Origin of the sequence: Saccharospirillum sp. MSK14-1 (assembly GCF_003054965.1) — a bacterium.
Classification (GTDB): Bacteria; Pseudomonadota; Gammaproteobacteria; order Pseudomonadales; family Natronospirillaceae; genus Saccharospirillum.
Genome location: NZ_MIES01000038.1, coordinates 81,875 through 107,005 on the forward strand (window position 1 = coordinate 81,875; position 25,131 = coordinate 107,005).

General features: G+C 56.1%; 24 protein-coding genes. 11 read left to right on the forward strand and 13 right to left on the reverse strand.

What is annotated here, in order from left to right:
- Positions 1–3 precede the first annotated feature (3 nt).
- From BGP77_RS17615 to BGP77_RS17640, 6 genes are all read right to left on the reverse strand, one after another.
- Complete coding sequence (locus BGP77_RS17615) at positions 4–834, reverse strand: carbohydrate ABC transporter permease (RefSeq protein WP_108166099.1); 831 nt, start codon at positions 832–834, stop codon at positions 4–6.
- A 10-nt stretch (positions 835–844) separates the two neighbouring features.
- The gene (locus tag BGP77_RS17620; protein ID WP_108166100.1) at positions 845–1,723 is read right to left on the reverse strand and encodes a carbohydrate ABC transporter permease; all 879 of its coding nucleotides are present in this window, start codon (positions 1,721–1,723) and stop codon (positions 845–847) included.
- Positions 1,724–1,805: 82 nt separating this feature from the next.
- Complete coding sequence (locus BGP77_RS17625) at positions 1,806–3,128, reverse strand: sugar ABC transporter substrate-binding protein (RefSeq protein WP_108166101.1); 1,323 nt, start codon at positions 3,126–3,128, stop codon at positions 1,806–1,808.
- Positions 3,129–3,278: 150 nt separating this feature from the next.
- Positions 3,279–4,163 carry an AraC family transcriptional regulator gene (locus BGP77_RS17630; RefSeq protein WP_108166102.1) on the reverse strand — a complete coding sequence of 295 codons (885 nt, stop codon included), beginning with the start codon at positions 4,161–4,163 and terminating at the stop codon, positions 3,279–3,281.
- Positions 4,164–4,269: 106 nt separating this feature from the next.
- Entirely contained in the window at positions 4,270–5,073 is an 804-nt protein-coding gene (locus BGP77_RS17635) for a class III extradiol ring-cleavage dioxygenase (RefSeq protein WP_108166103.1), read from the reverse strand.
- 121 nt (positions 5,074–5,194) lie between these two features.
- Positions 5,195–5,773: a DUF2239 family protein gene (locus BGP77_RS17640; RefSeq protein ID WP_158269427.1), complete on the reverse strand. Its 579-nt coding sequence runs from the start codon at positions 5,771–5,773 to the stop codon at positions 5,195–5,197.
- A gap of 120 nt (positions 5,774–5,893) precedes the next feature.
- Here BGP77_RS17640 and BGP77_RS17645 point away from each other — a divergent pair, with 120 nt between their 5' ends.
- The 11 genes from BGP77_RS17645 (at position 5,894) to glgX (ending at position 20,564) form a co-directional block, all read left to right on the forward strand.
- Positions 5,894–6,820, forward strand: a complete 927-nt coding sequence (locus tag BGP77_RS17645) for an AEC family transporter (RefSeq protein ID WP_108166105.1) — start codon at positions 5,894–5,896, stop codon at positions 6,818–6,820.
- Positions 6,821–7,159: 339 nt separating this feature from the next.
- Complete coding sequence (locus BGP77_RS17650) at positions 7,160–7,759, forward strand: hypothetical protein (RefSeq protein WP_108166106.1); 600 nt, start codon at positions 7,160–7,162, stop codon at positions 7,757–7,759.
- A gap of 158 nt (positions 7,760–7,917) precedes the next feature.
- Positions 7,918–9,288, forward strand: coding sequence for a decarboxylating NADP(+)-dependent phosphogluconate dehydrogenase (gene gnd, locus BGP77_RS17655; RefSeq protein ID WP_108166107.1), 1,371 nt, complete (start codon positions 7,918–7,920; stop codon positions 9,286–9,288).
- 156 nt (positions 9,289–9,444) lie between these two features.
- Complete coding sequence (locus tag BGP77_RS17660) at positions 9,445–11,310, forward strand: methyl-accepting chemotaxis protein (RefSeq protein WP_108166108.1); 1,866 nt, start codon at positions 9,445–9,447, stop codon at positions 11,308–11,310.
- Between the two features lie 262 nt (positions 11,311–11,572).
- Positions 11,573–11,851: a calmodulin gene (locus BGP77_RS17665; RefSeq protein WP_108166109.1), complete on the forward strand. Its 279-nt coding sequence runs from the start codon at positions 11,573–11,575 to the stop codon at positions 11,849–11,851.
- Positions 11,852–11,977: 126 nt separating this feature from the next.
- Complete coding sequence (locus tag BGP77_RS17670) at positions 11,978–13,438, forward strand: HAMP domain-containing sensor histidine kinase (RefSeq protein ID WP_199224344.1); 1,461 nt, start codon at positions 11,978–11,980, stop codon at positions 13,436–13,438.
- Positions 13,435–14,022: a hypothetical protein gene (locus BGP77_RS17675; RefSeq protein ID WP_108166110.1), complete on the forward strand. Its 588-nt coding sequence runs from the start codon at positions 13,435–13,437 to the stop codon at positions 14,020–14,022. The genes BGP77_RS17670 and BGP77_RS17675 overlap by 4 nt, the downstream gene beginning before the upstream one ends.
- Complete coding sequence (locus BGP77_RS17680) at positions 14,012–15,373, forward strand: sigma 54-interacting transcriptional regulator (RefSeq protein WP_108166111.1); 1,362 nt, start codon at positions 14,012–14,014, stop codon at positions 15,371–15,373. The genes BGP77_RS17675 and BGP77_RS17680 overlap by 11 nt, the downstream gene beginning before the upstream one ends.
- Before the next feature lie 105 nt (positions 15,374–15,478).
- On the forward strand, positions 15,479–16,327 hold the full coding sequence (gene htpX, locus BGP77_RS17685; RefSeq protein ID WP_108166112.1) for a protease HtpX: 849 nt from the start codon (positions 15,479–15,481) through the stop codon (positions 16,325–16,327).
- 93 nt (positions 16,328–16,420) lie between these two features.
- Positions 16,421–18,607 carry a 1,4-alpha-glucan branching protein GlgB gene (gene glgB, locus BGP77_RS17690; protein ID WP_108166113.1) on the forward strand — a complete coding sequence of 729 codons (2,187 nt, stop codon included), beginning with the start codon at positions 16,421–16,423 and terminating at the stop codon, positions 18,605–18,607.
- The gene (gene glgX / locus BGP77_RS17695) at positions 18,597–20,564 is read left to right on the forward strand and encodes a glycogen debranching protein GlgX (RefSeq protein ID WP_108166114.1); all 1,968 of its coding nucleotides are present in this window, start codon (positions 18,597–18,599) and stop codon (positions 20,562–20,564) included. Before glgB ends, glgX begins: the two co-directional genes overlap by 11 nt.
- 60 nt (positions 20,565–20,624) lie before the next feature.
- Here the strand turns inward: glgX and rplQ are convergent, their stop codons facing one another.
- The 7 genes from rplQ to secY form a co-directional block, all read right to left on the reverse strand.
- Positions 20,625–21,023 (reverse strand): 50S ribosomal protein L17, encoded by a 399-nt coding sequence (gene rplQ, locus BGP77_RS17700; RefSeq protein WP_108166115.1) that lies wholly within the window; start codon positions 21,021–21,023, stop codon positions 20,625–20,627.
- Between the two features lie 30 nt (positions 21,024–21,053).
- A complete protein-coding gene (gene rpoA / locus BGP77_RS17705) occupies positions 21,054–22,055 on the reverse strand; it encodes a DNA-directed RNA polymerase subunit alpha (protein WP_108166116.1) in 1,002 nt (333 codons plus the stop codon).
- 24 nt (positions 22,056–22,079) lie between these two features.
- Positions 22,080–22,700: a 30S ribosomal protein S4 gene (rpsD, locus tag BGP77_RS17710; protein WP_108166117.1), complete on the reverse strand. Its 621-nt coding sequence runs from the start codon at positions 22,698–22,700 to the stop codon at positions 22,080–22,082.
- 18 nt (positions 22,701–22,718) lie between these two features.
- The gene (gene rpsK / locus BGP77_RS17715) at positions 22,719–23,111 is read right to left on the reverse strand and encodes a 30S ribosomal protein S11 (protein WP_108126662.1); all 393 of its coding nucleotides are present in this window, start codon (positions 23,109–23,111) and stop codon (positions 22,719–22,721) included.
- A gap of 45 nt (positions 23,112–23,156) precedes the next feature.
- Entirely contained in the window at positions 23,157–23,513 is a 357-nt protein-coding gene (gene rpsM, locus BGP77_RS17720) for a 30S ribosomal protein S13 (protein WP_108166118.1), read from the reverse strand.
- Between the two features lie 145 nt (positions 23,514–23,658).
- A complete protein-coding gene (gene rpmJ / locus BGP77_RS17725; protein ID WP_108126660.1) occupies positions 23,659–23,772 on the reverse strand; it encodes a 50S ribosomal protein L36 in 114 nt (37 codons plus the stop codon).
- Between the two features lie 39 nt (positions 23,773–23,811).
- Positions 23,812–25,125 (reverse strand): preprotein translocase subunit SecY, encoded by a 1,314-nt coding sequence (gene secY, locus BGP77_RS17730; RefSeq protein WP_108166119.1) that lies wholly within the window; start codon positions 25,123–25,125, stop codon positions 23,812–23,814.
- Positions 25,126–25,131: the final 6 nt, after the last annotated feature.

A 25,131-nucleotide genomic window follows, 5' to 3' on the forward strand; every position in this document is an offset into this window, starting at 1 on the left:
GCGTTACTTCACAGCACCGAAGGTCAAACCACGAACCAACTGCTTCTGACTGATCCAACCGAAAATCAGAATCGGTGCCACCGCCAGCGTGGAGGCCGCCGACAACTTGGCCCAGAACAAGCCTTCGGGACTGGAGTAGGATGCGATCAGAGCCGTCAACGGAGCCGCACTGGATGTGGTCAGGTTCAATGACCAAAACGCTTCATTCCAGCTCAGAATCAGCGACAGCAAAAAGGTGGACGACAAACCACCGAGCGAGATGGGCAACAACACATGGCGAATTTCCCCCCAGACATGCGCACCGTCCATGCGGACTGCTTCAAGAATGTCTTTGGGTACTTCGCGGAAGTAGGTGTAAACCATCCAGACGATGATCGGCAGATTGATCAGCGTGAAAATAATGATCAAACCGATCTTGCTGTCGAGCAGGTTGGTGTCACGGAACAGCAGATAAATCGGAACCAGCACGCCCACCGGCGGCAGCATTTTGGTTGACAGCATCCACAGCAACAGACCTTTGGTCCGCTCCGTTGGATAAAACGCCATGGCGTAAGCGCCAGGCACGGCAATCAGCATACCGAGGATGGACGAGCCGAAACTGATGACCACCGAGTTCCAGAAAAATTTCAAATAATCGCTGCGCTCAAACACCACCAGATAGTTCTCCAGTGTGGGCACAAAGAACAGCGACGGTGGTGTGGAAAACGCATTCAATTCCGTTTTCAGGCTGGTCAAAACCATCCAGAAAATCGGGAAGAAAATCAGCAGAGCAATCAGCCAGGCAGCGATGGTGACGCTGACATTTTTGACAATTTTAGCGCGGTGCATATCCATAACCGGTCTCCTATTGTTCCGCCAGCGACTTACCGACAGCCCGAATCAAAAAGACCGCCACGATGTTGGCCAGAATGACCGCGATAATCCCACCGGCTGAGGCCATGCCGACGTCAAACTGCAGTAACGCCTGGGTATAAATCAGATACGCCAGATTGGTGGTCTGATTACCCGGCCCACCCGAGGTGGTGGTGAAAATTTCCGCAAAAATCGACAACAGGAAGATGGTCTCAATCATGATGACCACCACCAGTGGCCGCGACAGATGCGGCAAGGTGATGTGCCAGAACGTCGAGAGCGGACCCGCACCGTCCATTCGTGCCGCTTCCAGTTGCTCCTGATCCATCGACTGCATAGCCGTCATCAAAATCAGAATCGCAAAGGGCAACCACTGCCAGGACACAATGATGACGATCGACGTCATGGGCAGGTCAGTAAACCAGTCGATGGGTTCTAAACCCACCTGACGAAACAGCCAGGCAAACAAACCACTGACCGGATGCATCAACAGGTTTTTCCAGATCAGAGCGTTAACCGTGGGCATGATAAAAAAGGGTGATATCAACAACACCCGAACCAGGCCGCGGCCGGGAAACGGATTGTCGACCAAAACAGCAATCAGCGTACCCAGACCGACGGTAATAATGAGTACGGAGCCGACCAAAATAAGGGTGTTAAGAATGCCGGCAATAAAACTGGGATCGGTGAAGAACCAGTAGTAGTTTTCGAACCCGATAAAATCGCGGCCACCCGGGATCATCAGGTTGAAATTCAGGGTAGAGAAATAGATGGTCATGGCCAGGGGCACGATCATCCATAACGCCAACAGGATCACTGACGGCGCGACCAGTATCTTGGCGATACCCGCGTTGGTGTTGATCTGAGACATGAGGCTGGCTTCCGATAAAACGGGCCCCGCCGGGATAACCCGGCGAGGCTTGATTACGAGCGTAACTGATTAAGACGAATGATCAGTCCTGATAGCCCGCGCGGCGCATTTCACGATTCACCACTTGATTGGCATTACGCAGCGCCTGGTCGACCGATACGTTTCCGGACAGAGCACCGGATACCTGCTGACCAACAACGGTACCGAAACCGCTGAAGCCCGGAATAGCGACGAACTGAACACCGGTGTACGGAGAATCGTTCAGTGTCTGATCGTTCGGGTCGGCTTTCTGCATTTGCGACAGCGTCATGGATGCAAATTCAGCCGTGTCCAGGTATTCCTGGTTTTCGTAGGTAGAGTTACGAGTGCCCGGCGGGATAGCGGCGATGCCGTATTCCTGTGCCACCAGCTCGGAGTACTCTTTGGACGTTGCCCAGGTGACGAACTCTTGAGCGGCGTCTTTGGCATCAGAGCTGACCGGAATCGCCAGTGCCCAGGCCCACAGCCAACCGCTGCCTTTGCTGGTTTCCTGCATCGGAGCCGCAGCGAAACCAACCTGATCAGCCACCTGGCTCTGGCTTTCGTCAGTTACGAAGCTGCCAGCCACTGTAGCGTCGATCCACATGGCGCACTTGCCGGTGTTGAACAGGGCCAGGTTTTCGTTGAAGCCGTTGCTGGATGCGCCCGGAGGACCGTAGTTACCCAGGATATCAACGTAGAAGTTGATGGCTTCGTGCCAGGCTTCGCCGTCCAGCTGTGCATTCCAGTCCATGTCGAACCAGCTGCCACCGAAGGCGTTAACCATGGTCGTTACCAGGGCCATGTTTTCGCCCCAGCCGGCTTTACCACGCAGGCAGATGCCGTACTGTTCGTTGGCCGGATCATGCAAGGCAACCGCGAATTCGCGCATCTGGTCCCAAGTCGGCTCAGTCGGCATATCCAGACCAGCGTCTTCGAACAGATCTTTGCGGTAATACGTCATGGAGCTTTCAGCGTAGAACGGCAGTGCGTACAGCGTGCCATCGTTCGACAAACCGCCACGTACGGACGGGAAGATGTCGTCTACGTCATAGCTGGCCGGCAGATTGTCCATCGGCTCCAGCCAACCGTTATCGCCCCAGATCGGTGTTTCGTACATACCGATGGTCATGACATCGAACTGGCCGCTGTTGGCCGCGATGTCCGTGGTCAGACGCTGGCGCAGAACGTTTTCTTCGAGGATTACCCACTCCAGATCGATGTCCGGATGCGCTTCTTCGAACGCGGAAGACAGCGCCTGCATGCGAATCATGTCGCCGTTGTTCACCGTACCGATGGTGACGGTTTCGGCCAGGGCTGCGGTAGAGAGGGAGACGGCGCAAGCCAAAGTGGCCAGACGCACTGAGGGTGCTTTTGTTATTTGCATCGCTATTACCTGTCCATTGTTGTTTTTGTGAATCGACCGGACGACAGTGACCGGTGGATTGCCCCATTAAACGGACGGACTGGCCAGGCAACCAATACTGCACCCAAAAGTTTCTATACTTTTTTGACTTAGGCGGGAATCAGCGCCGACTCAGTCGGGCGTCGGCAACCGGTGCACACCGCCTCGAAGGGCCAGCGAATCGCGATACTGCCGGGGCGTCATGCCTTTGATCTTCAGAAAGTGCCGGTTGAAGTTGGCGACGTTAGCAAAGCCCACTTCAAAGCAAATATTGGTGATTGGGTCTGACGTCAGTTCCAGGCGCTCGCAGGCTTTGCTGATGCGCATCCGGGTCACGAAGTCGATAAACCGATGGCCGGTCGCGCGCCTGAAATAACGGGAGAAAAAGGTCGGCGATAAGCGCACCAAGGAGGCAACATCCTCCAGGCTGATGTCACTGGTGTAGTGTTCGGCGATGTAATTCACCACCGTGTTGATGCGTTCTTCAAGCAAAGGATCGGGATGGCGATCATAGGCGCGGGTCGACAACACTTTATAGTCGCTTTGCGCCAGCCGGTTCATCACCTCGAAAAATTCCAGCAACCGCTTCATGCCACTGGCTTGCTCGATGCGATCGAACGCAGGCACCAGCTCCCGGCTGACACCGGCGCCAAATTCCAGCCCATAGCGGGCGGCGTCGAGCATCGGCTGCAATGCCTGCATTTCTGGCAGTAGATGATTCAGCTGCGGCATCAGTTCGTCGCTGAAGTTGATCACCTGATCGCGCGTCCCATCTTGCCACTGGGCTGTCGTAATCCAGTTGTGGGGTAAATTGGGGCCGCACAGAAAAATGGTTTGTGGCCGGAACGGGCCGATGTAGTCGCCGATAAAGGCTTTGCCACGCGTCGAGCGAATCAGGTGCAGTTCGTAATCACGATGATAATGCCAGCGGATCAGATTGCTGTCGGCGGCGTGAGACAGGTAGCGCAAACTGTGTTCGCGCTCCTGAACTAATTCGAATTCTGGCAGAGTGGACATGGGACCTCCGGCGAGCCTGTTTTGTTGTTGCGTCTTGCCCGTCCGACGTCGCTATAGCATAGCCGATGTCGGTCTGCGCTTCACAACAAAGCAACTCGCCTCGGGGTTAATCCGTCCACAAGGCGGCAATGGCGCGCTGCCCCAGCATCGCTTGATCGAACACGATCTCCGCCGGCGCACCGTTCGCCGCGCCCACACAAACGTGCAGCGGCAACAAATGCTCTTCACGCGGATGACAGAACCGCGCATGAGGCGCCTCTGTCCAGGCGGCCAGTGCGTCCTGACGTTGCTGAGGTGATAAATCAGCGTCCGTCAGTTGCTCAACCAGCCACTGGTGAAAGGCCTCGCTTTGGGGGCTGGCTTCGCCACCCTGGAAGTTGTAGGCGCGCATGTTGTGGAAGGAAAAACCGGAACCGATGATCATCACGCCCTGTTCGCGCAGCGACGCCAAGGCACGTCCCAGTTCAAGGTGCGCCTGCGGATCCAGGCCTTTGACCAGCGATACCTGCATCACCGGCAAGTCGGCCTCGGGATAGATCAGTTTCATCGGCACGAACACACCATGGTCATAACCACGGCCGGTCTCACGCCCAAAACTCAACCCCGCGTCATCCAATGCCGCGGCAATGGCCTGCTGCCACGGCTGCGGATTCTGCGTCGGATACTCATAGGTATAGGTTTCCGCCGGGAAGCCGTAATAGTCGAAATACAGGCCCGGATCGACATCCGCCAAAACCGTCGGCTGATCTGCTTCCCAATGGGCACTGATCACCAGGACGGCCTTGGGTTTCTCCCAGCGCGTCGAAACCTGCTTCAGCAGGTCAATGATGGCCTGATGGCTGGGGTCATTCATCAGCGGCAACGGACCACCGCCATGAGGCAAAAAGAACACCGGGGCTTTGGCAGACATAACAGCTCTCCTCTGTAATGGCGCTCACTTTAGGCCTGGCCCTGTTGCGCCACAATCGGAAAAGACTGACCAAGAACGTCGTGCTTTCTGAACAAACACTCAGCCATCAAGAACTTGCTCGTTATTGCGCCTGCTCTGCCTGCTGCACGGCATCCACCAATGCCGAGGTATGCTCAATCACCGCCGCTGGCCAGCCCGACATCATTTCCCGCATCGGCTCATACTGACGGCGATAAAACTGACGCAATACCTCTTCGTAGTGCGGAAGGTCTCCGGCCAGGGTTTGCAGAAAGCGATCGACCGCCAATCGGGCCTCTTCAAGCTGTGCTTCGGGCGACCGGCGAGCGTCTTCGACTAAGCGCCTTAAGGCGGCAGACGCGCCGCCAGGCTGGGCATTCAGCCATTGCCAGTGACGCGGCAGTAACGATACCTCTCGCGATTGCACGCCCAGCTTGGGCCGGCCACGCGCCCGTTTCACGCCCGGTTCTGTAGCGCCATAGAGTACCGACAGCATGTTCAAAATAACGCCATCATCCTGACTGAAGTCGATTTCCACCAGACGCGCAGTGTGCCGGTCCAGCACCAGCAAATCGCCGCCCACACACGGCTGTTCGGCCAGATAGCGCCGCGCCGACGACAACGCTTCAGCGGGCTCGCCCAAGGCGACTCTGTCGTTACCATGAAAAATGATCAGTTCCATCGGCGATACCATTATTACCCGGTTTAAATTAATTTTATTTTAATCCGGGTAATATTCAAGAGTTTATCCACCGTCACCACCCGCCTACACTGATGCGCTTTGTACCCGGAAGCGCACACCATGATCGCCGACGCCCTCGGACCGGTTTTTTTATTAATCCTGATCGGCGCCCTGCTGGGGCGACTGAATTTTCCCGGAGCCGACATCTGGCCCGACATTGAGCGCCTGACTTACTACCTCGCCTTCCCTGCCTTACTGGTTCATCGGCTGGCATTGGCTGACTTTTCTGCGGCGGGTCTCGGGCACATGGCGTTAGTGATCAGCGCAGCATTGATCACTCTCAGCGCATTGATCGGCTTACTCAGCCCCTGGTTGGCAAACGACGGTGCAGCGGCCACATCGGTTTTCCAGGGTGGCATTCGCTTTAACACCTACATCGGCCTGGCAGCGGCCAGCGCGCTGTTTGGTGACGTCGGACTGGTTTGGGCGGCGATGGCCGTCGGCGTGATGATTCCGCTGATCAATGTGCTGTGCATCCTGGCTTTTGCGGTCGCTGGCAGCCAGGCCGATCTCAGCGTCGCTCGCGTGGCCCGCCAATTGATCACCAACCCATTGATTGTGGCCTGTGTGCTGGGACTGAGCCTGAACGTCACCGGTATCGGCCTGCCCGGCTGGAGCGCCTCAACCCTGGATTTAATCGGCGCCACTGCCTTACCACTGGGCCTGCTGGCCGTTGGGGTTGCGCTGACACCACGCTCGCTTGGCGGGGATGTCGGCGCCATTCTGATCACCAGTCTGTTTAAGTTCATTGCCTTACCGGCGCTGATTCTGGGCTATGGTTTTTGGTTTGCATTGCCCACCGAAGCGCTAAACGTCTTGCTGTTGTTGGCAGCGCTGCCGACCGCTTCGTCGGCGTTTATTCTGGCGCGTCAACTGGGCGGCGATACTCGACTGATGGCCAACATCATCACCGTGCAGTCGCTGTTGGGGTTTGTCTCTTTGCCGCTGTGGTTATGGCTGGGCAGTCTGTGGCTGGGAAATTTCTGAAATAATGACGCCAAGCTGTTGATTCAGCGGCTTTTCACTTGATCACGACCGCATCACACTTTATAAACTCAGTGACCGTGGCTATTGTTACGTCTCGGTTTCCGAATAGCCGTTTTGCGGCCCTATTCAGCCTGTTCAACCGGATAACCAATCCCGTCGCTGTGACCGGATTGGCGGTTAAGTTCGGAGCGGATACCGGGTACTAAGACTGCCTTGATGGATAACAATTCAGCCTGCTTTCACGATGTACCGCGGAATGCTTTTCATCGCTGGTGTGTATGCGTCACCAACACAGTCAGCCGACGCGTGCCGTTATGGTGAGATTTTCCCGGAGGGATGATGATTTACAAGAACACTCGCTTTTCCAAAACCCTGAACGTCCTGGTGGGCGCGCTGGTGTTTGCCTTGGGTACCAGTGCCGGTACGTTTTATCTGCAAGATACCCTGTTCGTCTTTATCCAGTTCAACTCCTACGCGCACTGGGCCGCTGTGTTGATTGGCTTGCCTATTTTGATGGGTCTGATTCAACGTCTGATCAAAATTGTATATCCATTATTCAGCACTTTGATCGGTACCTTCATCAGCGCTGCCGTGCTCTATCCGCTGTACGGCTCACGGTTCTGGGCCGAACCGCCACAATTGCTGGATATGTTGATCTACATTCTGATCGTCTCCGGCATCGGTTTCCTGGCCTCTCAGCCCTTGCGGACGACCTTTTTGGCGGCCTTTCGGATCAAACGTTCTTCGCCGTCAAAACCCGCTAAAACGAGCAAGCCTGCGGCCAAGAGCGCACCGAAGAAAATCGACGGCACTCGCACTCAACGCGTTAGCCGGCCAGCCAGTTCGGATCGCAGCGTGGTCGCTCTGATCGAATTGTCGGTTGGCTTGATTTCACTGGCGCTCAGTATTTTCAGTATTTTCTTCCTGGGCAGTGGCTAACACCGCTGTCGACCGGCGCGCCGTTCAGGCGCGCCTGTAGTTCCTTTTTCGACCTCTAATATCCCCCGCAGTCAATAATTGCATTTGTCAGTTTTGCCCTTATTGATGCACACCGGATCCCCAAGACAACAGCTATATATTCTGGCGAGGAGTAGCGCATGAGCGGTGACTGCAATATCGGTCTGGTCGGCCTGGCAGTAATGGGTCAAAATCTGGTTCTTAACCTGCTGGATCACGACAACAAGGTGGCCGTCTATAACCGGACGACCTCAGTCACCGACGACTTCGTCAAAAAAAGCGCACACGATCAACTGGTTGGCACCGACTCGCTGCAAAGCTTTGTCGATGCTCTGGCCAAACCGCGCAAAATCATCCTGATGGTTAAAGCTGGCAACCCGGTCGATGCGGTCATTGACGAACTGCGACCACTGCTCGACGACGGTGACATCCTGATCGATGGCGGCAATTCACTGTTTACCGACTCCCAACGCCGCAGCGATGCGCTGACCCCCAAAGGCATTCACTTTGTCGGCTGCGGTATTTCCGGCGGTCAGGACGGCGCCCGTTTTGGACCGTCCATGATGCCCGGCGGCGACGAATCCGCCTGGCCGGCACTGAAGCCAATTCTGCAAGGTATCAGCGCCAAAACCGATGCGGGCGAACCTTGCTGCGAATGGATGGGCGATGGCGGTTCCGGTCACTTTGTGAAGATGGTGCACAACGGCATCGAATACGGCGACATGCAGATGATCGCTGAAATCTATCATCTGCTCGGTACCACCGGTCTGGATAACGAGGCCATTGCGGGCAAATTCGACGAGTGGAATCAGGGCCGTTTGTCGTCCTATCTGGTGGAAATCACCGCCGAAGTTCTGCGCATCAAAGACGATGACGGCAGCGACTGGGTCGACAACATCTGGGACAAAGCCGGCCAGAAAGGCACCGGTAAATGGACCGCCATTCAGGCATTGGAGCTCGGTGTTCCGGGTTCTGTCACCACCGAAGCCGTTTACGCCCGAGCGCTGTCATCGCGCTGGGACGAGCGCCAGCAACTGCACGATTTCTATCAGCCCAAGCAGACACTGACGGGTTACGACGGTCTGGTCGAAGACGCCGAAGCGGCACTCTACGCGGCCAAGCTGATCGCCTACGCCCAGGGTTTCTCACTGCTGTCGGAAGCCGCGCGTGAATACAACTGGACACTCAACATGGCCAACATCGCTCAGGTGTGGAAGGCCGGTTGTATCATTCGCGCCAAGGCACTGGATCCGATTCAGAAAGTCTTTGAACAGCAACCGACGCTCGACAACCTGATGCTCAGCGAGTTCTACCGCACTGAGCTGAACGGTTGCGAAAGCGCGTTGCGTCGCTTGCTGTCGCGCGCCATTGAAGGCGGCGTACCGACTCCGGCGCTGTCTAACGCCCTCGCCTATTTCGATGGGGTGCGCAGCGCTCGCTTGCCCGCTAACCTGATTCAGGGCCAACGCAATTTCTTTGGTGCCCACGAATACGAGCGCCTGCCGCGCTGATCGGACTCACCGGCAACGCTGCTGTTCCCGGCCGCGTTGCCCTGTTGGACCCTAGCGTTCCAGATCGGTGTTCAATAAAGCTTGCCTGCTGCCGTTACACTGAGGTAGCCGTCGTTTCCGTTGACGGGACCGCAGTTCGATAACGGATTAAAAATAATGATAAAAAATCTCAGTTTTCGCATGAAGCTCATGCTGCTTGTTGTCAGCGCCTTACTGGGTCTTGCCATCCTTTATGTCGTTGCGCTTCAAAGCCTCAATCAGCAGCAAAATGCGACCAACCAACTTGAGCAATTGAATCAGCAGTCGACGCATTTGGATGCGTACACGCTGGAAGCACTGCGTTTGAGAATCGGCGTCTTTGAACTCGATGACGACACCATTGTCAGGGTCCAGGACGATTTGCAAGCCTCGCTGGAGCGTCTGGAATCCGAAAACCTGGACACCCAGAACGGTCAAGCGGGCCTATCGGGCTTTTTAACCCAATATCGTAATTACCTTCAGGCGACGGCCGCCTATATCGAGCAAGCTCAATGGCTGGGCTTAACACTCGACAGCGGCTTCAATGCCCGCGTTCGCGAACAGGGCAATATGATCAGCGACGAAGTGGGCTTTCTGTCGTTTGTGCAAGAACAGATCGAGCAGATTCGCAGTGAGGAAGTCATCTACCTGTCGCGGCCTTCCGCGCAAAGTTTTGAGCAACTACAAGCCTCACTGGAAACTTACATTGGCTTTCTCGGCGACTATGGCCTGGCTGAGCGGTTCACCGAACAAAACAACGCTTACCGCAACATCCTCAATGAACACCGCCAGGGCAGCAGCCAACTAGAAGCCAACCAGGCGGCGATGAGCGCTGCGCTGCAAGCCATGGACGCGCAACAGTTGCAGGTGCGTACCGAACTGGACCAACGCATCCAGCAAGCACGCGAGCGTGCTGACTCCAGTGCCACTCGAGCCCAGACCTTGCTGGCGCTGGTCAGCCTGGGCGTGGGTTTGTTTATGTTGGTGATCGTCGTGGGTATCACCCGCAACGTGGGTCAAACCCTCAAACGCATCATCACGGATCTGAATAAAGTCAAAGACGGCGACCTCAGCGCGCGCCTGAGCGTCAATCAAAAACGCAATGATGAATTCGATCAACTGAGCAGTCAGGTAAACGCCAGCACTGAAGGTCTGGGCGCACTGGTTCAAGCCGTGTCGACGTCCGCGCGCAGTTCCGCTCAGAAAATGCAGGCATTGATTGGCGAAACCCGCAGCCTGGAAAACAGCAACGAGCAGATCAACGATCAAGGCCAAAGCGTGGCTGCCAGCACCGAAGAAATTTCGGCGACGTTATCGGATGTCGCAGAAACCACGCGCACCTTGTCTGAGCAGGTCCGACAGACCCAGCAGTCGGCGCGCACCGGCAGCCAAATCCTGCATCAGGCCGTCAACAGTCTGGGCGAAACCAGCCAGATGGTGGCGCAGATCGACGTCAAACTGAACGAACTGAACGACCGCTCCACCGATATCGACAACATTGTCGAAATGATCAATGGCCTGGCCGAGCAGACCAACTTGCTGGCGCTGAACGCCGCCATCGAATCGGCCCGGGCGGGTGATGCGGGTCGCGGTTTCTCAGTGGTCGCCGATGAGGTCCGCAAGCTGGCCGAGCAGACCGTCGATGCAACCTCGCGCATCGACGCTATTGTCAGCGATATCCAGGGCTTTACCCGCCAAGCCGTGGAAGTTACCGACAGCGGTCGCCACCATCTTGAGGCGGTCGAGAAAAACAGCGCGGACGCCGTCCAGGCCATGCAAGCCATTGAAAACGATGCTCAGCAAGGCGTTGCTGCGGCCGATCAAATGGCGCACGCCATCGCCGAAGTCGATAAAGCAGCGTCCGGCATCAGTCGTGATATGGAAAGCGTTGCCAGCCACCTGCGCAACGACAACCAAGCGCTGAAACGCGTGCGAGCGCAGGTCGAGGACGTCTCAAAACGATTGGAAGAACTCGATCAACAAACCCAGCGCTTCCGCACCTGAAGTGGGGTGTCGCCAAATAGCGACACCCTAACTTATTGATTTTAAATAACTTTCTGAAAAACCTCTCGCCAAGCGTCGCCAATCGCCGACGCTTTCTCCGCTCTCCAAACTCATCAAACTCACCCTGAAATCTCGTAACTTATTGTTTTAAATGGTTTTTTCTGACTTGGCACAGCCCTTGAAATACCTCTATCAACCCAGGCGATAACGGACCTGGGCGATTCGAAAACTTTGATCTAAACCACAGTCAGGAGTAAACGCCATGAAAACTGCCATCGCAATTACCACCACTCTGATAGCGTTCGCTGCCACCGGTGTAATGGCCGACGAGCTGGCCGCTAGCAGTCAAAACCACGAAGCTCTGTTCGATCAGTTCGACGCCAACGGTGACAGCGTGATCACCATGGACGAAGCGTCGGCCAGCATGACGCTGACTGAAGAGTTTGAAACACTCGACGAAGACGGCTCTGGTGATCTGACGCTGGCCGAATTTGAAGAGTTGGAGTTGAGCACTGGTATGGAAGGCCAAACCAACTCCTAATGCGTCAGGCTGGCCTTTCCGGGCTGGCAATCCACAGACCGTCCTCTCACTAACGGTCACTTTACCGGCGCCCAGCGCCGGTTTTTTTGTGGACAGGGGGAGGCATTCATCAACAAAGGAAACACTGTGCAGCGGACCTGGCTCCGTCAAACGATCAACACCCTGTTACGCCCCGCCTCGTTGCGCCAATGGGTGTTAACCAGTTTTGCGATTGCCCTCATTCCGCTCGCCGTATTGTTGTGGCAGGCACACGCCGCTTTAAATGGCATCAATGATCTGGCCGTTCGAGAAGCTCAGGATGCGGTCAGCAATGCCCGCCAGATTGAGAGCCTCGACAGTCTGGTCGTCGACATTGAACGCGCCCTGCGCCAGTACGACATTCTGCGCACCGAAGCCGCTCATCTAACCGCGGCCAATCAGCTGCAAGCTTACACCGACGCCTTGTATACGCTGTGCTTTAGCAATTCTCAGTTGGAGTCACCACCGGTGTGCGCCAATCAGCAGGCCGGACTGATCGAACTGGCCGGGAACTTCGATACCCTGAACGGCATTGAACTGAACGAGTCACTGCGCACCCTGCGATTGCATCAGCGCCAGCTCAACCACAGCGTCTGGCAACGGCTTAATGAGCGGCTGGCACAACAGCAAGATTACGTGAACCAGCGCCAGTATTGGCTCAGCGTCCAAACCGTCCTGCTCGTTTTGGTGACGCTGGTGTTGGTGTTTTGGGCCAGTCGCCGCATCGCCACACCGATTCAACAACTGGATCGGATGATTCGCACCCTGGGTCAAAACAAAACCCGTCAGACCCCGTTACCGGTCGCGGTAAAAGGCCCGCGCGAACTGAACGAACTGGGAGACCGACTGCACTGGTTATCGGGCCGCCTGGAACAGTTGGAGTCCCTGCGCTTGGCTTTACTGCGTCACGCTTCCCATGAACTCAAGACCCCCTTAGCCAGCATGAAAGAAGGCTGTGCGCTGCTGGCCGATGGCATTGCCGGTCCGCTGAACCCGAACCAGCACGAAGTGCTGACACTGCTCACCCGCAGCACCGAACGACTCGCCCAGCTCACGGACCAATTGCTGGATTACAACCAACTGCTGCAACAAAGCGAAGTCGACCCGCAACGCATCAATCCCTATGACTTAATCCACATCACCGTGCAACAACATGGCCTGGCGTTACGGCAACGTAACTTCCGCGTCGACATTGATTGCACCCTGACTTGGCTCGACACCGATCCGCGTTTGTTCCAACGCATGCTCGACAACCTGCTCAACAACGCTCAGGCCTACGGTTATCAAAACGGCCGCGTTCGCATCGCCCTGACACAGCACGCGCACAGCATTCACCTGGAGGTCGCTAATACCGGCCCAGCCATTCCACCCGACCAGGGCGACAGCCTCTTTGCCCCTTTCCAGCGTGGCGAAGCACCACGACTGGACTCACTACGCGGCACCGGTTTGGGATTGTCGGTGGTCAGCGATTGCGCCCGTTTACTGGGCGGTCGAGCCGAGTTTGTCGCCTTACCCGATTTCGATGTGTGCGTGCGTGTGCAACTGCCTTTAAAGGACCCGATTCTATGAAGTTCGTTTACTACGTCCTGCCGATGTTAATGCTGTTGGCTGGCTGCCAGGCTCTGACGTTACGTTCAAACTCAACGGTGTTCGACAGCGCCACGGATCAATGCACGGCCCCCAGCCAGGTTCCGGATCTGGACAATAGTCAGGCCGCTCTTCAGGGTTGGCTTAATATTCAACTGGTCGTGGCGAGCGGGCCTTTGATGCAGCAATGGCACGCACTGCAACACTACGATATGACCGACCCGGCGAGCGCTGAACTGATGGCCGCTCTGGTCACCAGCCGTGCCGATATGCCCGAGTCACTGCGCCGTCTCAGTCAGCAAACCTTAGCGCGTCGACTGCCCTATCTGCCCGCGTCCATTCAACCCGTCTTTGAGCAAACACAGGTATTTAATGAGGCTCTCCTGGCGCGCGATACCAGCCGGCGCCAACGGCAGATGAGCGAGCGACAGCGATTGCAATTGGAAGCGGAGCTGGCAACGAAAGAACGCCAGATTGAGGCACTGACGGCGATCGAATCACAGCTTCATGAAGAGGCGTTAAGCATACCGTCAGCTCCGGACTCAGGAGTCGTCAATGACCGCTGAAACCGACACTCGCCCCCGACTGTTACTGGTCGATGATGACGACAGCCTGCTGCGTCTGTTGGCCATGCGACTCGACAACGAAGGCTACGCCGTCACCTCGGTGGACAGCAGCGCCGCTGCCCGCCAAGCACTCGACCAGCAACGCTTTCAAATGGTGTTGAGCGATCTGCGCATGCCGGACGAAGACGGCCTGGCGTTGTTCGACTGGATCAGCCAGCGCCACCCGGATTTACCCGTCATCCTGATGACGGCGCACGGCTCCATTCCTGAGGCCGTCGAAGCCACGCAACGCGGTGTGCTCGGATTTCTCACCAAACCACTGGACCACGCGGACCTGCGCGATTTGCTCGACAAAGCTCTGGCCCAAGGCGCCGATCAACAGCAAACCGGTTGGCGCCGCGACCTGCTCAGCCGCAGTGATGTCATGGAAAATCTGCTGGCCCAGGCCGGGCAAGTCGCGCTCAGCGATGTCAGCGTGTTGATTTCCGGTGCCAGCGGCACCGGCAAGGAGGTACTGGCACAAGCCATTCATCGCGCCAGCCGTCGTGCAGAACAACCTTTTATTGCTATCAACTGCGGGGCCCTGCCCGAGCATCTGCTTGAGTCGGAACTCTTCGGCCACACCAAGGGCGCTTTCACCGGCGCGGTGCGCGAACAGGATGGCCTGTTCCGCGCCGCCGATGGTGGCACACTCTTTCTCGATGAAATCGGCGATATGCCGTTACCACTGCAGGTAAAATTGCTGCGCGTGTTGCAGGAGCGTCAGATTCGTCCTGTCGGCAGCAGCCAGAGCATTGCGGTGGATGTGCGCGTGCTTTCAGCCACCCACCGCAACCTGCCCGAAGCCATGACCGAAGGACAGTTTCGTGAAGACCTCTATTACCGGTTGAAAGTCGTGGAACTGCATCTGCCGACGCTGCGTGAACGCGCTGAAGACATTCCACTGCTGGCGCGTCATCTTCTGCGTCAGGCCAGCGAACGCCACCAGGCTAACGTGCACGCTTTTTCCGATGCCGCTTTGGAACGACTGATGACCGCGCCATGGCCCGGCAATGTGCGTCAACTGGTCAATGTGATTGAACAATGTGTCGCTTTAAGCCCGAGCCCGGTCATTGCACCGGCGCTCGTTGACCAGGCGCTGGCGGATCAAAACCATCACTGGCCCACCCTGACCGAAGCGCGCGATCAGTTTGAGCGCCAGTATCTGATTCGTGCTCTGCGCATGACCGATGGCAAGGTCAGTTGGGCTGCGGAGCTCATAGGGAGAAATCGAACCGACTTATACAAGCTGTTCAAAAAGCATGGCCTCGACCCGCGTGATTTCAGCCCCCATGACAGCGAAGCCAGTTAGCACCCTGGCCTTTGCAATTCCTTGGCAATCGCTCTGACCGGAGTCACTTGCCTGACATCGGCCTGTCCCCATAATGGTCGGACAATAACCGACAGAGGGTCGATTATGTTCCGAACACTGTTATTTCTAGGCACCAATCTGGCCATCGTCCTGGTACTGGGTGTCTTCCTGAATATCCTGCTGCCGATTCTTGGCATTCAAGCGGGCAACACCACCGGCTTGCTGGTGATTGCCTTTGTCTTCGGCATGGGCGGCAGCTTTATTTCCTTGCTGATGTCCAAATGGATGGCTAAGCGCGCCACCGGTGCTCAGGTCATCGAACGCCCCAGCAACGACGCTGAGCGTTGGCTGATGGTCACCGTCGAACGTCTGGCCAAACAGGCGAACATCGGCATGCCGGAGGTGGCGATTTTTCCATCGCCGGACGTCAACGCCTTTGCCACTGGCTCTAACCGTGACAGCTCACTGGTGGCAGTATCGGCTGGTCTGTTGCGCTCGATGAACCGCGATGAAGCGGAAGCCGTATTGGCCCACGAAATCTCCCACATTGCCAACGGCGATATGGTCACCATGGCGTTAGTGCAGGGCGTGTTGAACACTTTCGTGATCTTCTTCGCCCGAATCATCGCCCAAGCGCTGGTACGCGGTGGCAACAATCAGGGCAGCTACCTGGCTTACTTCGGCGTTACCATGGTGCTGGAAATGGTGTTCGGTGTGCTCGCCAGCATCATCGCCATGTGGTTCTCGCGTCAGCGTGAATTCCGCGCCGATGCCGGTTCCGCCAAACTGGTTGGCGCGCCGAAAATGATTGCCGCGCTGCAACGCCTGAAGAGCAGCCACGATTCGGAGCTCGATGGTCAACTGGTTGCGTTCGGCATCAAAGGTAAAGCGCGCGAACTGTTTGCATCCCACCCGAGCCTGGACGATCGCATCGCCGCTCTGCAACGCAGCTAAGCCATACCTTGGCGCCGGTGAGTGCAGCAAACGCGCACCGGCGTTCGTTAGCAGTTAGACTGAACCCTGACTGCTGACTTTCTCTGGTTCGTCATGGACATTAACCGACACGCACTGGCTAACCGTCTCAGCCAGGCGCTCGAAGCCACCCCTTTTCACGTTCTGGGACCGCAACCTTCAGCGGATGGTTACTGCCTGCGCGTTTATCAGCCACAGGCTCGCCGCATCGATGTATTGCCTGCAGACAGTCAGCGCTCACTCGGTCTGATGACACCGGTCCACCCCGATGGACTGTTCGAATTGCTATTACCCGAGTGCTTAGACCAACCCTATCGGCTGCACATCGAAAGTGACGATGGCCACGGCTGGACGACCTTCGATCCGTACCAGTTTGTGCAGCGCAGCCAGACTGATTTCGACTCCGACCATCTGCGCATCGATCGCAACCTGGGCGCACAATGCTGCCAAGCAGTCATCGGCGAACACCGGGTGGACGGCGTCCGTTTTGCACTCTGGGCACCGGCCGCCAGCAGCGTCAGTGTGATCGGTCACTTCAACGACTGGGACGTGCGACGTCACCCCATGCAACGCCATGACGATGGCATCTGGCGTCTGTTTATTCCGGGCTTGGTCGCTGGCGATGACTACAAATTCGCGCTGACCGACGCCCAGGGCAACCGCCTGCCACACAAGGCCGATCCGGTCGGTTTTCAGGCACGGCAGTTTCCGCAATTCAATTCCGTCATTACCGACCCACACCAATACACATGGCAGGACAGCCGCTGGTGTGATCGCTCACTTGCCGCCATCCAAGCACAACCCATGAGCATTTATGAAGTCCATGTAGGCTCTTGGAAACGCCCAGACGGCCAGCCATTAACTTACCGGCAACTCGCCGACCAGCTGATTCCCTATGCGCTCGATCTGGGGTTTACCCACCTGGAATTTCTGCCCTTAATGGAACACCCCTATGATGGCAGCTGGGGTTACCAGCCGCTGGGTTTGTTCGCCCCGACCAGCCGCTACGGCACTCCGGACGATTTCAAATACCTGGTCGATCAATGTCACCAGGCGGGGCTGGGCGTCATTCTCGATTGGGTGCCTGCGCACTTTCCAGCCGACGAACACGGCCTGGCCCGGTTTGATGGCAGCCCGCTGTATGAAGACGCCGATCCGCAACGCGGCTGGCACCCCGATTGGCAAACCTACATCTATGATTTCGCCAAACCCGAGGTGCGCGACTTTCTGATTGCCTCGGCGTTGTATTGGCTGGACGTCTTTCATATTGATGCGCTGCGCGTCGATGCCGTCGCGTCCATGCTGTACCTCGACTATTCACGCGGCCCAGGAGAGTGGACGCCCAATGCCGACGGTGGCCATCACAACTATGCCGCCATCGAACTGCTGCGACAGCTGAACCTTGCCATTGCTGAGCGCTGTCCACGGGCGTTTTGCATCGCCGAAGAATCGACCAGTTTTGACGGCGTTACTCGCCCGGTTGAGCTTGGTGGCCTGGGCTTCGACTTCAAATGGAACCTCGGCTGGATGCACGACAGCCTCGACTATTTTCAACACCGCCCCAACGAACGCCTTAGCCATCAGCAGACACTGAGCCATACGTTGAATTACGCCTTTGCCGAGCAGTTTGTTTTGCCGCTGTCACACGATGAGGTCGTCCATGGCAAAGGCACCCTGTTGACGCGGCAGCCGGGTGACGACTGGCAACAACGCGCTAATCTCCGATTGTGCTTTGCCTGGCAGTACGCCCATCCAGGCAAAAAACTCAATTTTATGGGCAACGAATTGGCGCAGCGGCGTGAATGGCATGAAGGGCAGGAACTGGACTGGTCGCTGCTGGATGATCCGAAACACGGCGGCATTCATGCGCTGATCCGAGATTTGAACCGGCTTTATACCCATCAGGCCGCTCTGCATCGTGGCGACGGTCGAATTGAAGGGTTCGATTGGCTGCGCAATGCGGATGTGACCGCGGCCGTGTTCAGTCTGTGGCGCTGCGACCCGGACAGCGATGAACAGGTGCTGGTGGTACTGAATACCTCGACTGAGCCACAGCCCGATTATCGACTGGGCGTTTCCACAGCTGGACGCTACGACATCCTGCTCAACACCGATTCGCGCTTCTACGGTGGCAGTGATTTCGATTGCGGTGTCTGGTTCGACAGCACAAAGGATCCCAGTGACGACCAGCCTTACAGCCTGCTGTTGCAGTTACCGCCGCTGGCCGCGCTTTATATTAAACTGCGTCGTGATGAACCCTAATCGCCAATACCAACCAGGCCGGCCTTTTCCGTTGGGTGCCAGCCAACAAGCTGGCGGCACCAACTTTGCTGTTTACAGTCCCAAGGCTGAGCGCGTTCTGCTCTGCCTGTTCGATGACGACAACCAGGAACAACAAATCCGCTTAACCGCCGACAGCAAAGGCGTCTGGCATGGTTTTGTCGCCGACCTGCCGGGCGGTCAACCTTATGGCTTCCGTGTCGAGGGTCCATGGCAACCGGATCAAGGATTGTGGTTTAACCCGGCGAAACTGCTGATCGATCCTTATGCTCAGGCACTCACCACGTCCGTCACTACCCACTCCAGTTTTTACGCCACAGACCCCGATACGAACAGCGCGCCTTTTATAGCTAAGGGACTGACGCCAAGCACGGACGATTTTGATTGGCAAAACAGCCAGCCACCGCATACCCCCTGGCCGCAGACGTTAATCTACGAACTGCATGTGAAAGGTTTTACCCAACAACATCCGGATATTCCTGAAGCATTGCGCGGACGCTACCTGGGCGTCGCCCACCCCGCCAGCTTGAACTACTTGACCGCGCTCGGTGTGACAGCGGTTCAACTGATGCCTTGTTTTGCATTTATGTCCGAGTCACGATTGGTTGAACTGGGGCTGAGCAATTACTGGGGTTACAACCCGGTTGGGTTCTTTGCCCCGGAACCTCGCTATGCCTTAGACGATGCAGTTAGCGAATTTAAAACCATGGTGCGTGCACTGCATCAGGCGGGCATCGAAGTCATTCTCGATGTGGTCTACAACCACAGTGCCGAAGCCAACCAGAATGGCCCCATACTTAACCTGAAAGCGTTGGCCAACGACGACTACTATCGTCACCCCGAACATTCGCCAGGCGACTATCTGGACTACAGTGGCTGCGGTAACAGCCTTAACCTCGGCGCAGACGCCACCCTACGATTGGTGATGGACAGTCTGCGTCACTGGCGCCAGCACTATCACATCGATGGCTTTCGGTTTGATCTGGCGGCCAGTCTAGGTCGCGACGCCGATGCATTTTCCAGCCAGGCAAGTTTCTTTAAAGTGGCACAGCAAGACCCAGCGTTAGCCGGTTGTAAGTTAATTGCTGAACCCTGGGATTTGGGACCGGACGGGTATCGAGCGGGACAATTTCCAGCTGGGTGGGTGGAATGCAATGACGCCTATCGGGACACTTTACGCCGCTTCTGGCGCGGTGACGGCGGTCAGCTACCCGCCTTTATAAAAGCATTTCAAGGCTCACCACAACGCTATGGAAAGCCGTCCGGCGGTGCCATGGGGCTCAATCTGATCACCTATCACGATGGCTTTACGCTGGCGGACTTGGTCGCCTACGAAGAACGCCATAACGATGCAAATGGAGAAGACAATCGCGACGGCCACGGTGAAAATTTCAGTTGCAACTGGGGTACTGAAGGACCCACAACCGATGCGGCGATCAGCGCCATACGCCAACGCACTCAACGCAATCTACTGGCCAGCCTCTTGCTATCACCCGGGCCGGTTCACCTCTTGAGCGGAGACGAAACGGGCCGCACCCAAGCCGGTAACAACAATGCATATTGTCAGGACAATGCATTAAGTTGGTTCGACTGGAACGCCAAAGACGATGCTCTGGCGGCTTTTGTACAGCGCTGCATCGCACTGCGCCAAGCCGAGGTCTTTGACAACCGTCATGCAGGCACGTCGTGTCATCTGCCCAATGGACAACCAGTAGATCCGTCCACTGATCCAGCGAATCCAAATGCCGTATCAATCACCCTGAACGATCAAACCTTACTGCTGTGCAACGCCACCGATGACCAGCAACATTTTATACTCGCAGAAGGGGAGTGGCATGTTGTGCTAACCAGCAACGATGAAGAACCATTCAATGCTAAGACGATTCAACGCGAATGCATCCTCATTGCGCGTTCATTGATGGTCATTCAACGCCACTGATGATTTTCCAGCAGACACAAAAAAGCCGCCCAAAGGCGGCTTTTTTAATAAGGTGAAAACTTAGCCTTCAGCGGCTTCGTCTTCAACGACCTCTGCGTTGACCGGACGGTCAACCAGTTCAACGATAGCCATCGGTGCGTTATCACCCGCGCGGAAACCGCACTTGAGAACACGCAGATAGCCACCTGGACGCTCTTGATAACGCGGACCCAGTTCGCCGAACAACTTGCCAACAGCTTCTTTTGAACGCGTGCGGTCGAACGCCAGACGACGGTTGGCTACGGAATCTTCCTTAGCCAGCGTGATCAGGGGTTCTGCGTAGCGACGCAGTTCTTTCGCCTTAGGCAAGGTCGTTTTAATCACTTCGTGCTCGAACAAGGAGTTCGCCATGTTTTGGAACATGGCCTTGCGGTGAGCACTGGTACGGTTAAAGTGACGACCACTTTTACGATGACGCATTGTTACATTCCTTACCAGCCGGAAATAAGGTTACGACAGAACCTTATCGTCATTCTTCAAACTTGCAGGTGGCCAGTTCTCCAGGACCATGCCCAGAGAAAGACCCTTGGATGCCAGAACGTCTTTGATTTCAGTCAAAGACTTCTTGCCGAGGTTCGGCGTCTTCAGCAGTTCTACTTCGGTGCGCTGAATCAGGTCACCAATGTAGTAAATATTTTCCGCTTTCAGACAGTTTGCCGAACGAACAGTCAGCTCAAGGTCGTCGACCGGACGCAGCAGGATAGGATCGATCTTGTCTTCTTCCTTCTCCGGCTCGCGCTCAGACTGATGGTCGAGGTCAACGAAGGCCGCTACCTGCTGTTGCAGAATAGTGGCTGCACGACGGATCGCATCTTCCGGATCCAGAGTACCTTTCGTTTCCAGCTCAATCACCAGCTTGTCCAGGTCGGTGCGCTGCTCAACACGGGCGTTTTCAACGCTGTAAGCAACACGGACCACTGGGCTGTAAGTGGCGTCCAACTGCAGTTTACCGATGGGTTTGCTCTCGTCTTCCCCACTGCTGCGGGCTTCCGCGGGGACATAACCACGGCCAGTGGTCACGCGCAGCGTCATGCTCACATCAGCGTTGGCACCAAGGTGCGCCACGATGTGCTCCGGATTGGCCACTTCAACGCCATGATCCAGTTGGATGTCGCCCGCGGTCAGTGTACCGGCGCCTTTCTTACTCAGCGTCAGTGTCACTTCGTCACGGTCGAACAGCTTGACGGCAACGTCCTTGAGGTTCAGCAGGATTTCTTGAACGTCCTCCTGAACACCCTCGATGGTGCTGTATTCGTGCAGTACACCGTCGATTTCCACTTCGGTGATAGCGGCGCCCGGCATGGACGACAGCAGAATACGACGCAGCGCATTACCCAGGGTATGTCCGAAGCCACGCTCGAGCGGTTCGAGAGTGATCTTCGCCCGGTTGGCGCTGATTTCCTGCACATCGATATGACGTGGCGTCAAAAAGTCGTTAGCTGAACGCTGCATAGATGCCCCTAATTTGCAGTGAGATTACTTGGAGTACAATTCCACGATCAGGTTTTCGTTGATCTCTGAAGGCAGGTCGGCACGCTCCGGACGGGAGTTGTATTTGCCTTCCATTTTCTTCGCATCAACTTCAACCCAGGCAACGGGTGCACGCTGAGCAGCGATCTCCAGTGCGTTTTGAATACGCAGCTGGTTTTTGCTCTTTTCGCGGATCGCAACAACATCACCCGGCTTAACCTGGTAAGACGCGATGTTAACGGTCTGACCATTCACCAGGACCGCCTTGTGCGATACCAACTGACGAGATTCGGCGCGAGTGGCACCAAAACCCATGCGATACACCACGTTATCCAGACGACCTTCCAGCAGTTGCAGCAGGTTTTCACCCGTAGCGCCTTTGCGGCGGGCAGCGTCGGTGTAGTAGTTACGGAATTGCTTTTCCAGAACGCCGTAGATGCGACGTACTTTCTGTTTCTCGCGAAGCTGAACACCGTAGTCGGACAAACGACCACGACGTGCGCCCTGTACACCAGGAGGTGTTTCGGCTTTGCACTTGGAGTCGAGTGCACGCACCCCACTCTTCAGCAGCAGATCTGTGCCTTCGCGACGAGACAGCTTACACTTAGGACCAATATAACGTGCCATTGATTTCTGTCTCCTATCTTACACGCGGCGCTTCTTGGGCGGGCGGCAACCGTTGTGAGGAATTGGCGTCACATCGGTAATGTTGCTGATTCGATAGCCACACGCGTTCAATGCTCGTACCGCGGATTCGCGACCTGGACCGGGGCCTTTGACCTCAACGTCCAGATTCTTCAGACCATACTCCTGTGCTGCAGTACCGGCGCGCTCGGCGGCGATCTGTGCAGCGAAGGGGGTGCTCTTACGAGATCCACGGAAACCGGAGCCACCGGAAGTTGCCCAACTCAGGGTGTTTCCTTGGCGGTCCGTAATGGTCACGATGGTGTTGTTAAAAGAGGCATGGATGTGCGCAATGCCATCCGCTACCTGCTTTTTCACCTTCTTGCGCGACCGGTTTTGACCTGGCTTTGCCATCTTCGATTTCCTATGCAAAAACTGTTGTCAATAAACCAGACTGACTTAGCGTCTGATTGGCTTGCGGGGACCTTTACGGGTACGAGCGTTCGTTTTAGTACGCTGTCCACGCAAAGGCAGGCTACGGCGGTGGCGAATGCCACGGTTGCAGCCCAGATCCATCAACCGCTTAATGTTCATCTGAATTTCACGACGCAGATCACCTTCAACGGTGAACTTGCCAACTTCGGTACGGAGCTCGTCCAATTTTTCATCGGACAGATCCTTCACCTTAGCAGTGGGTTCAACCCCAACCGCGGCACAGATGTCATAAGCAGTGGTGCGACCGATACCATAGATATAGGTCAGCGAGATCACCGCATGCTTATTGTCAGGAATATTGACGCCTGCTATACGGGCCATTCAACTTACTCCAACTATTTTTAACCTGTAAAAGGCTTAACCTTTAATAGAGCCAACTGGCCCTATTAATGAACCCCCATTTAAGGGGGCGCGAGATGATAGCGCTTGATTATGGGTAAATCAAGCGCCCATCAGCCGGCTGGGATCAACCCTGGCGCTGTTTGTGCTTGGGATCTGTGCAGATCACACGAACAGAGCCGTTACGACGGATGATCTTGCAGTTACGGCAGATTTTCTTGACCGACGCACGTACTTTCATGCTTGACTCCAATTACCGGTATAAACACCGTTCGCTGCGCTAGTTACCAATCGATTTCAGATTGGCTTTCTTCATCAGCGAAGCGTACTGGTGCGACATCAGATGACTTTGCACCTGAGACATAAAGTCCATCACAACCACCACCACGATCAGCAGGGAAGTACCACCGAAGTAAAACGGCACATCAGCGGCAATCACCAGAGCCTGGGGCAGCAACGACACCGCAGTAATGTAGATCGCACCGAAAAAGGTCAGACGAGCCGAGACACCATCGATATAACGAGAGGTCTGCTCACCCGGACGAATGCCAGGAATAAAAGCGCCGGAACGCTTCAAATTCTCGGCAACATCCTTCGGATTGAAGGTTACTGCTGTGTAGAAATAGCAGAAGAAGATCACAGCGATGGCAAACACCAGGATGTACAGCGGCTGACCTGGGCTGAGCAGCAGGGCAATGTCCTGCATCCAACCCATACCATCACTGCTGCCAAACCAGTTGCCCACCGACGCTGGGAACAGCAACAAGCTGGACGCGAAGATCGGCGGAATGACACCCGCCATGTTGATCTTCAGCGGCAGGTGACTGCTCTGTGCCTGGAACACCTTACGACCTTGCTGACGCTTGGCGTAATTGATGGTGATCCGACGCTGACCGCGTTCGATGAACACGATAAAAGCCACGACCGCAGCCGCCAGCAAGCCAATCAACAGCAGCGCAATGATGCTCAGATCGCCTTGACGGGCACTTTCGAAGCTCTGACCGATCGCACCAGGCAGACCCGCAACGATGCCGGCGAAAATCAGCATCGAGATGCCGTTGCCGATACCGCGCTCGGTGATCTGTTCACCCAGCCACATCATAAACATCGTACCGCAGGTGAAAGTCACCACGGCGACGAAGTAGAAAGACGGACCCGTAGTAAAGGCCACGCCCTGACTGGCCAGGCCAGCAGCCAGTGCAAGTGATTGCACCAGCGCCAGACCCAGAGTGCCAAAGCGGGTGTACTGGCTCATCTTACGCCGACCCGCTTCGCCTTCTTTCTTCAGCTGTTCCAGTTGAGGACTCACGACCGTCAGGAGCTGCATGATAATCGACGCCGAAATGTACGGCATAATGCCGAGGGCGAAGACACTCATGCGTTCCAGGGCACCACCGGAGAACATGTTAAACATGCTCAGGATGGTGTCGCGGTTACGTTCGAACAGTGCCGCTAACTGGTCCGGGTTAATACCCGGAACCGGAATGTGGGCACCGACTCGGTACACCAGGATCGCCAGCAGCACGAAACGCAGGCGAGCCCAAAGCTCGCCCAAGCCACCTTGTGATCCAGTCGGTTGTCCTTGTCTGGTCATGGGGGA

Bases quoted from the DNA above. Each gene is read 5' to 3' on its own strand.
- BGP77_RS17615 (WP_108166099.1), bottom strand. From the start codon at position 834: ATGGATATGCACCGCGCTAAAATTGTCAAAAATGTCAGCGTCACCATC.
- BGP77_RS17620 (WP_108166100.1), bottom strand. From the start codon at position 1,723: ATGTCTCAGATCAACACCAACGCGGGTATCGCCAAGATACTGGTCGCG.
- BGP77_RS17625 (WP_108166101.1), bottom strand. From the start codon at position 3,128: ATGCAAATAACAAAAGCACCCTCAGTGCGTCTGGCCACTTTGGCTTGC.
- BGP77_RS17630 (WP_108166102.1), bottom strand. From the start codon at position 4,163: ATGTCCACTCTGCCAGAATTCGAATTAGTTCAGGAGCGCGAACACAGT.
- BGP77_RS17635 (WP_108166103.1), bottom strand. From the start codon at position 5,073: ATGTCTGCCAAAGCCCCGGTGTTCTTTTTGCCTCATGGCGGTGGTCCG.
- BGP77_RS17640 (WP_158269427.1), bottom strand. From the start codon at position 5,773: ATGGAACTGATCATTTTTCATGGTAACGACAGAGTCGCCTTGGGCGAG.
- BGP77_RS17645 (WP_108166105.1), top strand. From the start codon at position 5,894: ATGATCGCCGACGCCCTCGGACCGGTTTTTTTATTAATCCTGATCGGC.
- BGP77_RS17650 (WP_108166106.1), top strand. From the start codon at position 7,160: ATGATTTACAAGAACACTCGCTTTTCCAAAACCCTGAACGTCCTGGTG.
- gnd (WP_108166107.1), top strand. From the start codon at position 7,918: ATGAGCGGTGACTGCAATATCGGTCTGGTCGGCCTGGCAGTAATGGGT.
- BGP77_RS17660 (WP_108166108.1), top strand. From the start codon at position 9,445: ATGATAAAAAATCTCAGTTTTCGCATGAAGCTCATGCTGCTTGTTGTC.
- BGP77_RS17665 (WP_108166109.1), top strand. From the start codon at position 11,573: ATGAAAACTGCCATCGCAATTACCACCACTCTGATAGCGTTCGCTGCC.
- BGP77_RS17675 (WP_108166110.1), top strand. From the start codon at position 13,435: ATGAAGTTCGTTTACTACGTCCTGCCGATGTTAATGCTGTTGGCTGGC.
- BGP77_RS17680 (WP_108166111.1), top strand. From the start codon at position 14,012: ATGACCGCTGAAACCGACACTCGCCCCCGACTGTTACTGGTCGATGAT.
- htpX (WP_108166112.1), top strand. From the start codon at position 15,479: ATGTTCCGAACACTGTTATTTCTAGGCACCAATCTGGCCATCGTCCTG.
- glgB (WP_108166113.1), top strand. From the start codon at position 16,421: ATGGACATTAACCGACACGCACTGGCTAACCGTCTCAGCCAGGCGCTC.
- glgX (WP_108166114.1), top strand. From the start codon at position 18,597: ATGAACCCTAATCGCCAATACCAACCAGGCCGGCCTTTTCCGTTGGGT.
- rplQ (WP_108166115.1), bottom strand. From the start codon at position 21,023: ATGCGTCATCGTAAAAGTGGTCGTCACTTTAACCGTACCAGTGCTCAC.
- rpoA (WP_108166116.1), bottom strand. From the start codon at position 22,055: ATGCAGCGTTCAGCTAACGACTTTTTGACGCCACGTCATATCGATGTG.
- rpsD (WP_108166117.1), bottom strand. From the start codon at position 22,700: ATGGCACGTTATATTGGTCCTAAGTGTAAGCTGTCTCGTCGCGAAGGC.
- rpsK (WP_108126662.1), bottom strand. From the start codon at position 23,111: ATGGCAAAGCCAGGTCAAAACCGGTCGCGCAAGAAGGTGAAAAAGCAG.
- rpsM (WP_108166118.1), bottom strand. From the start codon at position 23,513: ATGGCCCGTATAGCAGGCGTCAATATTCCTGACAATAAGCATGCGGTG.
- rpmJ (WP_108126660.1), bottom strand. From the start codon at position 23,772: ATGAAAGTACGTGCGTCGGTCAAGAAAATCTGCCGTAACTGCAAGATC.
- secY (WP_108166119.1), bottom strand. From the start codon at position 25,125: ATGACCAGACAAGGACAACCGACTGGATCACAAGGTGGCTTGGGCGAG.